The 13,427-nt window shown below is 72.1% G+C and carries 11 protein-coding genes; all 11 read left to right on the top strand.

Annotated features, from left to right (window positions below; genetic code table 11):
- Positions 1 to 80 precede the first annotated feature (80 nt).
- The 11 genes from Q0818_RS10375 (at position 81) to Q0818_RS10325 (ending at position 13,341) form a co-directional block, all read left to right on the top strand.
- Complete coding sequence (locus tag Q0818_RS10375) at positions 81 to 1,100, top strand: DUF4432 family protein (protein ID WP_298874171.1); 1,020 nt, start codon at positions 81 to 83, stop codon at positions 1,098 to 1,100.
- 97 nt (positions 1,101 to 1,197) lie between these two features.
- Positions 1,198 to 2,505: a LacI family DNA-binding transcriptional regulator gene (locus tag Q0818_RS10370; protein ID WP_298874169.1), complete on the top strand. Its 1,308-nt coding sequence runs from the start codon at positions 1,198 to 1,200 to the stop codon at positions 2,503 to 2,505.
- Positions 2,505 to 3,542, top strand: a complete 1,038-nt coding sequence (locus Q0818_RS10365) for a hypothetical protein (RefSeq protein ID WP_298874167.1) — start codon at positions 2,505 to 2,507, stop codon at positions 3,540 to 3,542. The genes Q0818_RS10370 and Q0818_RS10365 overlap by 1 nt, the downstream gene beginning before the upstream one ends.
- The gene (locus tag Q0818_RS10360) at positions 3,539 to 4,930 is read left to right on the top strand and encodes an FGGY family carbohydrate kinase (protein ID WP_298874165.1); all 1,392 of its coding nucleotides are present in this window, start codon (positions 3,539 to 3,541) and stop codon (positions 4,928 to 4,930) included. Before Q0818_RS10365 ends, Q0818_RS10360 begins: the two co-directional genes overlap by 4 nt.
- Positions 4,931 to 4,932: 2 nt before the next feature.
- Positions 4,933 to 5,712: an ATP-binding cassette domain-containing protein gene (locus Q0818_RS10355; protein WP_298874163.1), complete on the top strand. Its 780-nt coding sequence runs from the start codon at positions 4,933 to 4,935 to the stop codon at positions 5,710 to 5,712.
- Positions 5,709 to 6,791: an ABC transporter permease gene (locus Q0818_RS10350; protein ID WP_298874161.1), complete on the top strand. Its 1,083-nt coding sequence runs from the start codon at positions 5,709 to 5,711 to the stop codon at positions 6,789 to 6,791. The genes Q0818_RS10355 and Q0818_RS10350 overlap by 4 nt, the downstream gene beginning before the upstream one ends.
- A 42-nt stretch (positions 6,792 to 6,833) precedes the next feature.
- Complete coding sequence (locus Q0818_RS10345; protein ID WP_298874159.1) at positions 6,834 to 7,823, top strand: ABC transporter substrate-binding protein; 990 nt, start codon at positions 6,834 to 6,836, stop codon at positions 7,821 to 7,823.
- Positions 7,824 to 8,176: 353 nt separating this feature from the next.
- Positions 8,177 to 9,025 (top strand): class II fructose-bisphosphate aldolase, encoded by an 849-nt coding sequence (locus Q0818_RS10340; RefSeq protein WP_298874157.1) that lies wholly within the window; start codon positions 8,177 to 8,179, stop codon positions 9,023 to 9,025.
- On the top strand, positions 9,022 to 10,011 hold the full coding sequence (locus Q0818_RS10335) for a PfkB family carbohydrate kinase (RefSeq protein WP_298874155.1): 990 nt from the start codon (positions 9,022 to 9,024) through the stop codon (positions 10,009 to 10,011). The genes Q0818_RS10340 and Q0818_RS10335 overlap by 4 nt, the downstream gene beginning before the upstream one ends.
- A gap of 31 nt (positions 10,012 to 10,042) precedes the next feature.
- On the top strand, positions 10,043 to 12,853 hold the full coding sequence (locus tag Q0818_RS10330; protein WP_298874153.1) for an FAD-binding and (Fe-S)-binding domain-containing protein: 2,811 nt from the start codon (positions 10,043 to 10,045) through the stop codon (positions 12,851 to 12,853).
- A 200-nt stretch (positions 12,854 to 13,053) separates the two neighbouring features.
- Positions 13,054 to 13,341: a hypothetical protein gene (locus tag Q0818_RS10325; RefSeq protein WP_298874151.1), complete on the top strand. Its 288-nt coding sequence runs from the start codon at positions 13,054 to 13,056 to the stop codon at positions 13,339 to 13,341.
- Positions 13,342 to 13,427 lie beyond the last annotated feature (86 nt).

Genomic DNA, 13,427 nt, shown 5'->3' with positions numbered 1-13,427 from the left:
CGAAGCGTCGTGTCGGGGCGCGGCTCTGCGCTCGACGGTCAGTATGCGGGCGCAAGACAACGTTGTCAATCGCTGCTACCGTGAGGCACACCACGGCGAGGAAGGCGGGGCTCATGGGCGAGCTGTACGGACGATCGATCGACGAAGCGCGCCGACGCGCGGGCTCGATGGCGCAGATCGCGACGGTGGAGCAATCGCTGCGCACCGACGGACCGGATGCCGGCACTCGACGACTGCGGATCGTCGCCGGAGACCTCGACGTCGAGCTGCTGCCCGACCGCGGGCTCGATTTCGGCCAGGTGCGCCATCGCGGCGTCCCTCTCGCGTGGGTGTCGCCCACGGGGTGGCCCCGGCCCGGGGTGAGCGGATTCGGGGCGGCGTTCGGGGGAGGGCTTGTCACCACGTGCGGCCTGCTCTCGTTCGGTCCGCCGTCGTCGGACGCCGAGGGCGACCACCCGCAGCACGGCCGTTACAGCGGGCTCGCGGCATCCGTCCGTCGGGCGGAGGTCGAGGATGACGCCGTCGTCGTCGAGGCGACGGTGGTGGAGGCGACCGTGCTCGGAGCGCACCTCGAGCTGCGGCGGCGGGTTCGCGTGCCCCTCGGTGACGCGCGCATCGAGGTGCGCGACGAGATCGTCAACCGTGGCCCGCGTCCCGTGGAGCCCATGGTGCTGTATCACGTGAACCTCGGGTGGCCGCTGGTCGACTCCGGCACGACGCTGCACTCGCCGGCGGTCCGCGCGCAGCCGCGCGACGCCGCCGCCGAGGCCGGGGCGGCGACCTGGGCGGAGTTCCCCGCGCCGGTGGCCGACTACCCCGAGCAGGTGTTCCGGCACGAGCTGCCGACGGATCGGCGCGTGAGCGCGGAGGTCGTCGCGACGTCGGGCCTCGGCATCCGCCTCTCGTTCGACACCGCGGTGCTGCCCGCGATGTTCCAGTGGCGGGTGGCGCAGGACGACGGTCTGGTGCTGGGGGTGGAGCCGGCGACGGCCGCGACGATCCTCGGTCGTGCCGACGCGCGCGACGCGGGGCTGCTGCGGGCGCTGGCTCCCGGGGCCTCATGGGAGCTCGGGCTCGACATCGATGTCATCCGTGATTGATCCGATACTTGACAACGTTGTCCGCGGGTCGCAGGATGACTCCATCGAAGCCCGAGCCCGGGCTTCACCGCCAGATGACAACGATGTCGGAGACGCGATGACGCACGACGAGACGATGACCGCCCGCGCGGTCGGCGAGGTCGCCGCGGCCCGCCCGCGCGCTCGCCTCATCGACGTCGCCACCGCCGCGGGGGTGAGCCCCAAGACCGTGTCGCGCGTCATCAACGACGAGCCGGGCGTCCTGCCGCAGACCCGCGACCGCGTGCTGCAGACGGTGCGCGCGCTCGGGTTCGTCCCCGACCGCAGCGCCCGGGAGCTCAAGCGGCGCGCGGCCGACACCATCGGCATCCTGATCGATGCGATCTCCGACCCGTTCTTCGCCGCCTTCGTCAGCGTCGTCGAGGAGCTCGCGGTCGCCGAGGGCCTGAGCGTCATCTTCGCCAGCACCGGGTACGACGCGGCGCGCGAGCGCACGCAGCTGGACCGTCTGACCGGTCATCGCCTGGCGGGTCTCATCGTCGCCCCGGTGGCGGTGGAGGCCTCGACGCTCGCGGGGCTCGGCGCGCGCTTCCCCGTCGTGACGATAGACCGCGCGAGAGAGGGCATCGACGCGGTCGTCATCGACGACTTCGGAGCGGCCGTGGACGCTACCGCCGCCCTCCTCGCGCACGGACACCGTCGCGTGGCCTTCATGGGGGAGGACGTGCCCTACCCCACGGTGAGCGACCGGCTCGCCGGCTATCGCGCGGCGCTGGAGACCGCGGGTGTCGCCTTCGACCCCTCGCTCGTGGTGACGCACGAGCGCTTCGGCGCCGGTGAAGCCGTCGCCGCCCCGCTGCTTCTCGAGCGCGACGACGCCCCGACCGCGCTGCTGTGCGCGACGAGCCTCGCGGCCATCGGCACGGTGCGCGCGATCCGCGCGCGAGGCCTGCGCATGCCGGCGCTCGTCTCGTTCGGCGACTTCACCCTCGCCGAGGTGCTCGAGCCCGGCATCACCTACGTCGACCACGACCCGCGCCTGCTCGGGGCGGCCGCCTTCCGGCGTCTGCGCGAGCGGGCGGAGCGGCCCGGCGAGGGTCCCGTGCGGATCGTCGTCCCGACGCGGCTCGTGCCGCGGGGATCGGGCGAGGTCGCACCGGCGGCCGGGGCCGCGGTGGACCCTTCGACAGGCTCAGGGGCCGCCGCTGGCGCCGTGGTGGGGTCGGCGGGTACGGGGGGCGGCGCTGTCGGAGCCGCTCCCGCCCTGGTCGAACCCGTCGCCGCCCTCGCTGCGACCGCCCTCGCCCTCGTCCACACCCCGCCCACCGACGCCGCCGAGGTGTCGGCCACCGTCCTCTCCCGCACCCGCCCCGAGCCCAGCGGCGACGCCGCCGCTGCGGCCTCCGAACCGATCGGAGCCCCGTGATGAAGCCCGTCCTCCTGCCGCCCAACCCCGTGCAGCACTTCTACCGCGGCGGCGATCGCATCGCCGCCCTCCGCGGCATCGTGCCCGAGACCGATCGACAGCCCGAGGAGTGGCTCGCATCGACCGTGTCGCGCTTCGGCTCCGACGAGATCGGTCTCGCCGTGACCGACGAGGGCGATTTCCTGCGCGACCTCGTCACGGGCGATCGCGCCGCGTGGGTGGGGGCGCGCGGGGGACGGGATGCCGGGGATCTCGGCATCCTGGTCAAGCTCCTCGATGCGCGTCAGCGCCTTCCCGTGCACGTGCACCCCGACCGCGGCTTCGCCGGCGCGCACCTCGACTGCCCGTACGGCAAGACCGAGGCCTGGTACGTGCTCGAGACCGAGGACGACTGCGCCGTGCACGTCGGCTGGAACGAGGACGTCGACCGCGACGAGCTCGACCGCCGCCGCGACGCGCAGGACAGCGATTGGATGCTGTCGCGCATGAACCGCGTGGTCGTGCGCCCCGGCATGGGAGTTCTCGTTCCCGCCGGGACCGTGCACGCCATCGACGGCGGCATCTTCGTCGCCGAGGTGCAGGAGCCCACCGACTTCTCGATCCTGCTGGAGTGGTCGGTGACCACCTCCACCCGCGAGGAGTCGCACCTCGACCTCGGATTCGACGCCGTCATGCCCGCGGTCTCGACCGCGAAGCTGGATGCCGAGGCCCTCGCCGCCCTGATCAGCACGGCCGGGACGACCCCGGCGGGGGCGGACTTCCGCTCGCTGCTCCCGGCCGCCGCCGATCCGTACTTCCGCCTGTTCGACGCCGCGGGCGAGACCGCGGCGCGCGAGGCCGGGTTCGCGGTCGTGCTGGTGCGGGAGGGGTCCGGGGCGCTGGTGTCTGACGCGGGGTCGATCGACGTCGAGCGCGGTCAGGTCTACGCCGTTCCGCACGCCTTCGGTGCCTGGCGTCTCGCCGGGTCCGCCGAGGTGCTCGTGGCCGCGCCCGGCGCCGGCTGGCCCGGAACCCTGCGCGGGGGTGGAGTGCGATGAGCGAGTACGTCGTCGGCGTCGACATGGGCTCGACCAGCACCAAGCTGCTGGTCGCCACCCCAGACGGACGTCAGGTGCTCGTGCTGAGCCGCCGGTCGCCGTGGACGAACCTCGACCACGGGCAGGCCGAGATGACCGCCGCCCAGGCGATCGCCGTGGTGCGCGAGCTCGCGGCCGAGGCCGACCGGCGCCTCGACGCGGGGTACCGCATCGTCGCCCTGGGGGTGTCGGGCATGGCCGAGGCGGGCGTGCTGCTGGATGCCGAGGGCACCGCGCTCGCACCGATCATGGCCTGGTTCGACCCGCGTGGAGGCGCGCAGATCGGGGCGACGCCCGACGCGTTCCGCGCCGAGTTCCTCGGCCGTACCGGGTTGCCGGTGGGGCCGTTGGCATCCGTCTCGAAGCTCCTGTACCTGCGCGACCAGGGGATCGCGCTCGGGGGCACGACGTTCCTGAACGTGCCCGAGTACGTCGTGCACGCTCTCGGCGGGCCGCGGGTGGCGGAGTATTCGCTCGTCTCGCGCACCGGTCTCATCGACCAGGACGACAGCACGCCGTGGCAGGCGGCCCTGGACGTGCTGGGCGTCGACGAGTCGATCCTCGGAACGCTTGTGAGCGCGGGCGAGGCGGTCGGGACGATCGCCGATCCGCTGCTGCCCGCGGGCTTCCAGGGCGCGGCGCTCACCGTCGCGGGCCACGACCACCTCGTCTCCGCCGTCGCCGTCGGCGCCACCCACACGGGGCAGCTCTACGACTCGATGGGCACCGCCGAAGCCCTCGTGCGCGTGCTCGACGACACCCTCCCCTTCGACGCCCGCGAGCGTCTCGCGCTGGCGGGCATCAACTGCGTGCGCCACGTCATCCCGGGCAAGTTCGTGCTGCTGGCCGGCACCAAGTCCGGATTGCTCATGCGCCGCGTGCTGCAGCTTCTCGGGATCGCGGATGCCGTGGGGCGTGCGCGCATCGACGAGGAGACCATGGCGTTCCCCGTCGAGGGGAACGTGTCGGATGCGGGACTCGCCGTCTCGGGCGCCCGCAACGACGACGGCGTGCTGAAGATCGTCGCGCAGAGCGACGGGCTCAGCCCCGCCGAGCTATTCGCGGCCTCGCTCCGTCACGGGAACGACATGCTCGCCGAATGCATGGCCGTGATGGACCGCGAGGTGCCCCCGCCCACCTCGACCGTGCTCACCGGCGGCTGGTCGTCGATGGCATCCGTGGTGCGCTCCCGCTCCGCGCTGCTGCCCGCGGTCACGGTCTCCACTCACGACGAGGGCACCGCGTACGGTGCCGCCCTCTTCGCCGCCTTCGCGGTGGACTCCCGTTCTTTCGAGGACGTCGCCGAGACGTTCCTGTCCTCCCCTCTTCTCACCACGGAAAGGAGCTGACGATGTCGTCAGTCACCACGGCGGTCCCGGTGCTCCAAGCACGCGGCCTGTCGCGTCAGTTCGGTCATGTCCGCGCCCTCAGCAACGTCGATTTCGAGGTCTATCCCGGAGAGGTCACGGCTCTCATCGGTGACAACGGCGCCGGCAAGTCGACCCTCGTGAAGGCCCTCTCGGGCAACCTCGCGGTCGACGAGGGCGAGATCCTCTTCGACGGCAAGCCGATCGAGATGTCGAACCCCCAGGTCGCGTCATCGCTCGGCATCGAGACGGTGTACCAGGACCTCGCGCTGGCACCGCACCTCGACCCGGTGCAGAACATGTACCTGGGTCGCGAGATCCGCCGCCCGGGACTGGCGGGGGCGCTCGGGTTCATGAAGACCAAGGAGATGGCCGTCGCCTCCCGAGCCGCGTTCGACGAGCTCGGCGCGACCGTCCGCTCGCTCACCTCACCGGTGGGGGAGATGTCGGGCGGTCAGCGCCAGGCCATCGCCATCGCCCGCGCGGTGCACTGGGCCGGGCGCCTGGTGTTCCTCGACGAACCGACCGCGGCGCTCGGCGTGCGCCAGACGAAGAACGTGCTCGAGACCATCCGTCGCGTGCGCGACAAGGGCATCGCGGTCGTGCTGATCTCGCACTCCATGCCGCACGTGATGGAGGTCTGCGACCGCGTCCAGGTGCTGCGTCTGGGCACGCGCGTCGCCAACGTCCCCGCGAAGGACACCTCCATGGAAGAACTCGTCGGACTCATGACCGGCGCCGTCACGAAGGACGACCAGAAGTGAGCCTCAAGACCCCTCCCACCGAGACCGTCGCGATCGGCACTCTCGAGGAGAACAAGCCGAACTTCTTCGTCGGGCTGCTCAAGGCGCAGGCCTTCCAGATCCTCATCATCCTCATCGTCATCGTGCTGATCTTCAGCGCGCTGGCGCCGGAGTCGTTCGCCCAGTGGTCGAACTTCCGCCTCATCATCCAGAACGCGTCGATCCTCGCCGTCCTCGGTGTGGGGATGACCTACATCATCATCACCTCGGGCATCGACCTCTCGATCGGGTCGGTCCTGGTGTTCTCGGGCGTCGTGGCCGCCATGACGATGCGCGCGCTCGGCGGGGAGGGCTGGGGCGTGGCGACCATCGGCATCCTCGTCTCGATCCTGAGCGGCGTCTGCTGGGGGCTGCTGAACGGCTTCCTCATCGCCAAGGCGAAGATCCCGCCGCTCATCGTCACGCTCGGCTCGCTCGGCATGGCACTGGGCCTCGCGCAGATCCTGACCGGCGGCGTCGACATCCGCGACGTGCCCACGGTGCTGACCGTGTCGATCGGCTACGGCAACGTCTTCGGGTCGCTGCCCATCATCAGTGTCATCGCGCTGGTCGTCGTCGTGATCGGCGCGGTGGTGCTGCACTTCACCCGCTTCGGGCTGTACACCTACGCGGTGGGGTCGAGTGAGCTCGCCGCCCGTCGCGTGGGTGTCAAGGTCGATCGCCACCTCATCGCCGTGTACACGCTGTCGGGAGCGCTCGCGGGGCTCGCCGGCATCCTGGCCCTGTCGCAGTTCTCGACCACGGCGATCGCGGGGCAGTCGCAGACGAACCTGAACGTCATCGCGGCCGTGGTGATCGGCGGAACGTCGCTGTTCGGCGGCGTGGGAACGATCTTCGGCACGGTGGTCGGCCTCTTCATCCCCGCGGTGCTGCAGAACGGCTTCGTCATCACCGGCGTGCAGCCCTTCTGGCAGCAGGTCGCCGTCGGCGCGGTCCTCATCACCGCCGTCTACGTCGACCAGGTGCGCCGCACCGCCGCGACCCGCGGCAACAACCAGAGCCTCTGGCGCAAGTTCGTCAGCGGAGGACGCCGCGGCTGAGGCCCGGCATCCGACACCCCCAAGAGAGAACGGTCAATCACAATGCAGTGGAACAAGAAGGTTCTCGCGTTCGCCACCCTCGGCGCCGCAGCCACCCTCGTCCTCGCCGGGTGCTCCGGCGGCTCGTCGTCGGGATCCGCCTCGGGCGGCGCCGACGGCGGCTACAAGATCGCGTTCGTGCAGGGCGTCGCCGGAGATGAGTTCTACATCTCCATGCAGTGCGGCATCGAAGCCGAAGCCGAGGCCCAGGGCGCCACCGTCACCACCCAGGGCCCCGAGAAGTTCGACCCCACGCTTCAGAAGCCGATCGTCGATGCCGTCGTCGCCTCCCAGCCCGACGCGCTGCTGATCGCCCCGACCGACGTCTCGGCCATGCAGGCGCCGATCGCGGCCGCCGAAGCCGCCGGTATCAAGGTCGTGCTCGTCGACACCACCCTGGAAGACCCCTCCGGTGCGGTGTCGCAGATCTCCTCCGACAACGAAGGCGGCGGAGCGGCCGCGTTCGAGGCCATTCAGAAGGCCAACCCCAACGGCGGCAAGGTCCTCGTCGTCTCCACCGACCCCGGCGTCTCCACCACCGACGCGCGCGCCCAGGGCTTCGAGGACGCCGTCGCCAAGGACAGCAAGTTCGAATCCGTCGGGGTGCAGTACTCGCACAACGAGCCCTCCACCGCCGCCGAGATCGTCACGGCCGCCCTGCAGAAGGACCCCGACATCGTCGGCATCTTCGCCGCCAACCTCTTCGCCGCCGAAGGTTCCGCCACCGGCGTCCAGCAGGCCGGCAAGCAGGGCCAGGTCACCATCGTCGGCTTCGACGCCGGCCCCGCCCAGGTGAAGGCCCTCGAGGCCGGCACCGTCCAGGCCCTCGTCGCCCAGGAGCCCGCCAGCATCGGCTCCGACGGCGTGAAGCAGGCCATCGCCGCCCTCAAGGGCGAGGCCACGGAAGCCAAGATCCAGACCGGCTTCACCATCCTCACCAAGGACAACATCGACGGCGACGGCAAGGACGCGGTCTACAAGTCCTCCTGCTGATGACTCCGGATGCCGGGACCCTCGCGTGATGCCTGGGTCCCGGCATCCACCCCCGCCCGGAGGCTTCGACAGGCTCAGCCACCGGGCTCGCGCCAACGCAAGGTCCCTGAGCCTGTCGAAGGGACCGGGAGACACCCTCCCGCCCGGAGGCTTCGACGGGCTCAGCCGCCGGGCTCGCGCGAACGCGAGGTTCCTGAGCTTGTCGAAGGGACCGGGACACATCCTCCCGCCCGGAGGCTTCGACAGGCTCAGCCGCCGGGCTCGCGCAATCGCGAGGTTCCTGATCCTGTCGAAGGGACCGGGAGACCCCCTCCCGCCCGGAGGCTTCCCCCGACATAGAGAAAGACACCACCGTGCCGCTGGCCGACATGCCCACGATCCTCGCCGCGCATCGCGCGGTCGGGGCCTTCAATTTCATCACCCTCGAGGTCGCCGAGGCCATCGTCGCCGGGGCCGAGGCCGCCGAGACGGGCGTGATCCTGCAGCTGTCGCAGAACGCCATCGCCTTCCACGGCGGTATCGCGCCCGCGGCGTCCGCCGCCCTCCGGCTCGCCGAGGGAGCCCGCGTCGACGTCGCGGTGCACCTCGACCACGCGACCGACGAGCCGCTCGTCGACGAGGCGCTCGCCGTCGGCATCCGCTCGGTGATGTTCGACGCCGCTCACCTGACCGATGCCGAGAACATCGAGCGCACCGCCGCCGTCGCCACCCGCGTTCACGCCGCCGGAGCCTGGATCGAGGCCGAGCTCGGCGAGATCGGCGGCAAGGGCGCCCATGCCCCGGGCGTGCGCACCGACGTCGCCGAGGCCGTGCATTTCGTGCGCGAGACGGGCGTCGACGCCCTGGCCGTGGCGGTCGGCAGCGAGCACGCCATGCGGGAGCGCAGCGCGAGGCTCGACGATCGCCTCATCGCGGAGCTCGCCGCCGCCGTCCCCGTGCCGCTCGTGCTGCACGGGTCGAGCGGGGTCGCCGACGCCGGGATCGACGGCGCCGTACGCGCCGGGATGCGCAAGATCAACATCGGCACGCATCTGAACACCGTGCTGACGACGGCCGTGCGCACCGAGCTCGACCGGGACCCGGATGCCATCGACCCCCGCCGCTGGCTCACCCCCGGCCGCGCCGCGGTCGCCGACGAGGTGCGCCGCTTGCTGGACGTCATCTCGGGGCGCAGCGCCGCCGGGATCGGGACCCACGCATGACGGGCTTCGTCACCCTCACCGCGGCCGGCGCGATCGACGCCACCTACCGCGTCGGTGCCCTGCGTCGCGGCACCTTCACCCGCGCCGACAGCTACACGCGCGAGGTGAGCGGCAAGGGGGTGAACGTCTCGGCCGCCCTCTCCGCGGGCGGGGCCGATACCGCCGCGGTCGTCGTCCTCGGCGCCGATGACGTGCGCTTCGCGCGGTGCGGTCTCACCGCTCCGCTGCTGCGCATCGTCGAGGTGCCCGGCGCGACGCGAGTGAACACCTCGATCATCGACGCGGAAGGCGCCACGACGAAGGTCAACGCCCCCACTCCGCCCCTGTCGGCGGAGGCGTGGGATGCCACGATCGCGGCGCTGCGCGCGGAACTCGCCGCCCGCACCGCGCCCTGGCTGGTCATCTCGGGCAGCTTTCCGGAACTCGCCGGCGCGGGCAGGCTCGTCGACCTCGACGCGGTGGGCGCGGTGGCGCGTGAAAGCGGCGCGCGTGTCGCGGTCGACACCAGCGGAGCGGCCCTCGACGCGGTGCTCGCCGACCCGGCCGGCGTCGACCTGCTCACCCCCAACGCGGAGGAGCTCTCGGCGGCGGTGGGACGCCCCCTCGGCACCCTGGGTGACGTCGTCGCCGCCGCGCGGGAGCTCATCGCACGCGGGGTCGGCACGGTCGTCGCGAGCCTCGGCGCCGACGGCCTCGTCACGGTGACGGCCGACCGAGCGGTCTTCGCCCGCGCCGACGCCCCCGTCGTCGCCAACACCGCCGGGGCCGGGGATGCCGCCCTCGCGGGGTTCCTCCTCGGCTTCACGCGCGATTCCGCCGCGGGCGCCGACCCGCTCGCCGCCGCCGCGGCATCGGCCGCCGTGTGGGGAGCGCACGCGGTCGCGCACGCCTCGACCCTCGTCTCGGGGCGGCCGCACGGCATCCGGGCGCTGGTCGACGCCGAGCCCGACCTGACGCGGGTTCTCACGCCGGAGGGCGAGGCGTGACCCCTCGCCCGCCTCGATCGAAGGACGACGCATGACCCTCACCGCGACCGAGATCGCTCCCGAGATCGCCGCCGCCGTCTCCGACGTCTCGCGCATCCGCACGCGCGCGATCGACCGCGTCGCCTACGCCAACGACGCCTCGCACTATCTCCTCACTCCGGAGGCCGTGGTGATCGCCGCCGACGCCGTCGAGGTCGCCCGCGTCTTGCGGGGGGCCACGGCATCCGGAACCCCCGTCACCTTCCGCTCGGGTGGGACGAGCCTGTCGGGGCAGTCGTCGGGGGCGGGGCTGCTCGTCGATGTGCGCCAGGGCTTCGGACGCATCGACGTGCTCGACGGCGGCCGGCGCGTGCGTTCGCAGCCGGGGGCGACCGTGCGGCAGGTCAACGCGCGACTCGCCCGGCACGGCCACCGCCTCGGCCCCGATCCCGCGAGCGAGGCCGCGTGCACGATCGGCGGGGTCGTCGCGAACAATTCCAGCGGCATGGCGTGCGGCACGGCGGAGAACTCGTACCGCACGCTCGAGTCGCTCGTGCTGGTGCTGGCATCCGGGACCGTCGTCGACACCGCGGACCCCGACGCCGATCGGCTGCTCGCCCAGCGCGAGCCCGCGCTCGTCGACGAGCTGATGCGCCTGCGCTCCCGCGTTGTCGGCGATCCCGCGAGCGTCGCGCTCATCGAGCGGCAGTTCGCGATGAAGAACACGATGGGGTACGCCCTCAACGCGTTCCTCGACTTCGACACCCCCGCAGCCCTGCTCGCCCACCTCGTCGTGGGATCGGAGGGGACGCTCGCCTTCGTCGCCGAGGCGACGTTCCGCACGGTGCCCATCCGCCCCGCGATCGCGACGACGCTCGCGGTGTTCCCGACGCTCGACGCAGCGACGCGCTCCCTGCCGGCTCTGGTGTCCACGGGCGCCGCGACGCTGGAGTTGATGGATGCCACGTCCTTGCGCGTCGGCCAGCGTCTGGCCGGCACTCCCGCCGCCATCCACGGCTTCGAGGCCACGACGCAGGCGGCGCTGCTCGTGGAGTATCACGCGGACGACGCTCCGACGCTGGGCGAGCTCGCCGCGGCGGGCGCGCGGGTGCTCGCGGAACAGAACCTCCGCGAGACCGCCGCGTTCTCGAGCGACCCCGCCCAGCGTGCCGCCGCGTGGACCTTCCGCAAGGGCCTCTACGCCTCGGTCGCCGGTGTCCGGCCGAGCGGCACGACGGCGCTGCTCGAAGACGTCGTCGTTCCGGTGGAGCGCCTCGCCGACACGTGCGAGGGGTTGCAGGAGCTGTTCGCACGGTTCGGCTACGCCGACAGCGTGATCTTCGGCCACGCCAAGGACGGCAACATCCACTTCATGCTCACCGACCGGTTCGAGGGGGCGAGGGCCCTGGGCCGGTTCGAGGGCTTCACCGACGCGATGGTCGACCTCGTGCTCGACGCGGGCGGCAACCTCAAGGCCGAGCACGGCACCGGACGCGCGATGGCTCCCTACGTGCGACGGCAGTACGGCGACGAGCTGTACGACGTGATGGTGCGGCTCAAGCGTCTGCTCGACCCGAGCGGCATCCTGAATCCCGGGGTGATCATCGACGACGACCCCGGGGCGCACATGCGCCACCTGAAGGCGCCCGTGTCGATCGAGCCCGAGGCCGACCGGTGCGTGGAGTGCGGATACTGCGAGCCGGTGTGCCCGAGCAGGTCGCTCACCCTCACCCCGCGGCAGCGCATCGTCGTGCGCCGGGCGTCGACGGCGGCGCGCGAGCGCGGCGACGGAGCCCTCGTCGCCGAGCTGGAGAAGGACTACGACTACGACGGCGTGCAGACCTGCGCCGTCGATGGCATGTGCCAGACGGCGTGCCCCGTGCTCATCAACACCGGGACGCTGATGAAGCGCTTCCGTCGGGAGGACGCCCACCCGGTGCTGGCCGCCGGCTGGTCGGCCGCGGCGACCGGGTGGGGTGCGGTGACGCGGGCGGGGTCGGCGGCTCTCTCCGCGGCCTCGGCCGTTCCGATGCCCGTCGTGCGGACGGTGACGGATGCCGCCCGCGCGGTTCTCGGCACCGACACGGTGCCGCAGTACTCGGCGGAGCTGCCGTCGGGTGGGGCGTCTCGTCGCTCGCTCGGATCGCGGGTCGGCGCGCCGGGCGTCGAGCCGGTGGCGGTGTTCCTGCCCGCGTGCGTGGGCAGCATGTTCGGCCCCGCCGACGGAATCGGCGCGACCGTGGCGTTCGTGCGACTGCTCGAGCGCGCCGGGGTGGCGGCGGTGGTGCCCGACGGCATCGACGCGCTGTGCTGCGGCACCCCGTGGTCGTCGAAGGGGTACGCGAAGGGCCACGCCACGATGACCGCCCGCGTGCGCGCGGCCGTGCGCTCGGCTTCGCGTGATGGTGCGTTGCCGGTCGTCTGCGACGCGTCGAGCTGCACCGAGGGGTTCGCGGCGACGCTGCGGGAGGAGGGAGTGGAGGTCGTGGATGCCGTGGCCTTCGCGGCATCCATTCTGCTTCCGGCCCTGAGCCCGACGACGGTGGCGGAGCTGCTGGCCCTTCACCCGACCTGTTCGTCGAAGCAGCTGGGCATCGACCCGGCGCTTCGCGCGGTGGGGGAGGCCGTTGCGACCGAGGTGCGCGTCCCCGACGCGTGGGGCTGCTGCGCCTACGCGGGTGACCGCGGGATGCTGCACCCCGAGCTGACCGCGGCCGCGACCGCGCCCGAGGCGGCCGAGGTCGCCGGGCTCGGCGCCGATGCCTTCGCATCCTGCAACCGCACGTGCGAGCTCGGGATGACGAAGGCGACGGGGGAGTCGTACGTGCACGTGCTGGAGTTGTTGGAGCGGGCGACGCGGTGAGGGGATGCGTCCTCACGGGCGCGTCCCCGTCGCGCGTCGGCGTCGCCGGTCACCGGGAAACGAAGACGAGCACCATCGCCATCAGGGGTTGGCCGGCTGCACGGCGGCAGCGCCGACGGCGGTTCAGACGTCCACGGCATCCGCTCCCACGGCTGTCGCCGAGCCGGTGACGGGAGCGACAACGGCGCCGCAATCGGCGAGTGCGCACGATCCAGCCGGAGCAGGTGCTCTGGCTTACCCCCGACCCCGGCGCTCCTTGGGTGCCGTACTTCGGACCCGATGACGCGCCCGCCGGATTCGAACAGATTCCGTACCAGCAGGCGATCGAGTCAGCGGGAAAGGCAGTGGATGCCGGTGACGTGGACACCGTGCAAGCCGTCTGGAACGACACCCTCAGAGGCATGTTCGTGAATGAGAACACCATCGACGCGGTCCAGAAGGTCGTCGACTCCGGCGATCTCGACGCGCTCCGTCAGCTCTTCTCCTGACGCTGCCGGTGTAGCGCTGTTCCACCGGTGGATGGCTCGGCCAATCGGGACCTGCACCCGGTGGAGGCGTTGGTGAAGGCGACCCG

It is taken from the genome of uncultured Microbacterium sp., from assembly GCF_947489255.1.
Lineage (GTDB): Bacteria > Actinomycetota > Actinomycetes > Actinomycetales > Microbacteriaceae > Microbacterium > Microbacterium phycohabitans.
This window is presented reverse-complemented; position numbering and strand designations above follow the sequence as displayed.

Coding starts and splice junctions, on each gene's coding strand:
- Q0818_RS10365 (WP_298874167.1), top strand. CDS start 2,505: ATGAAGCCCGTCCTCCTGCCGCCCAACCCCGTGCAGCACTTCTACCGC.
- Q0818_RS10330 (WP_298874153.1), top strand. CDS start 10,043: ATGACCCTCACCGCGACCGAGATCGCTCCCGAGATCGCCGCCGCCGTC.
- Q0818_RS10370 (WP_298874169.1), top strand. CDS start 1,198: ATGACGCACGACGAGACGATGACCGCCCGCGCGGTCGGCGAGGTCGCC.
- Q0818_RS10355 (WP_298874163.1), top strand. CDS start 4,933: ATGTCGTCAGTCACCACGGCGGTCCCGGTGCTCCAAGCACGCGGCCTG.
- Q0818_RS10335 (WP_298874155.1), top strand. CDS start 9,022: ATGACGGGCTTCGTCACCCTCACCGCGGCCGGCGCGATCGACGCCACC.
- Q0818_RS10360 (WP_298874165.1), top strand. CDS start 3,539: ATGAGCGAGTACGTCGTCGGCGTCGACATGGGCTCGACCAGCACCAAG.
- Q0818_RS10345 (WP_298874159.1), top strand. CDS start 6,834: ATGCAGTGGAACAAGAAGGTTCTCGCGTTCGCCACCCTCGGCGCCGCA.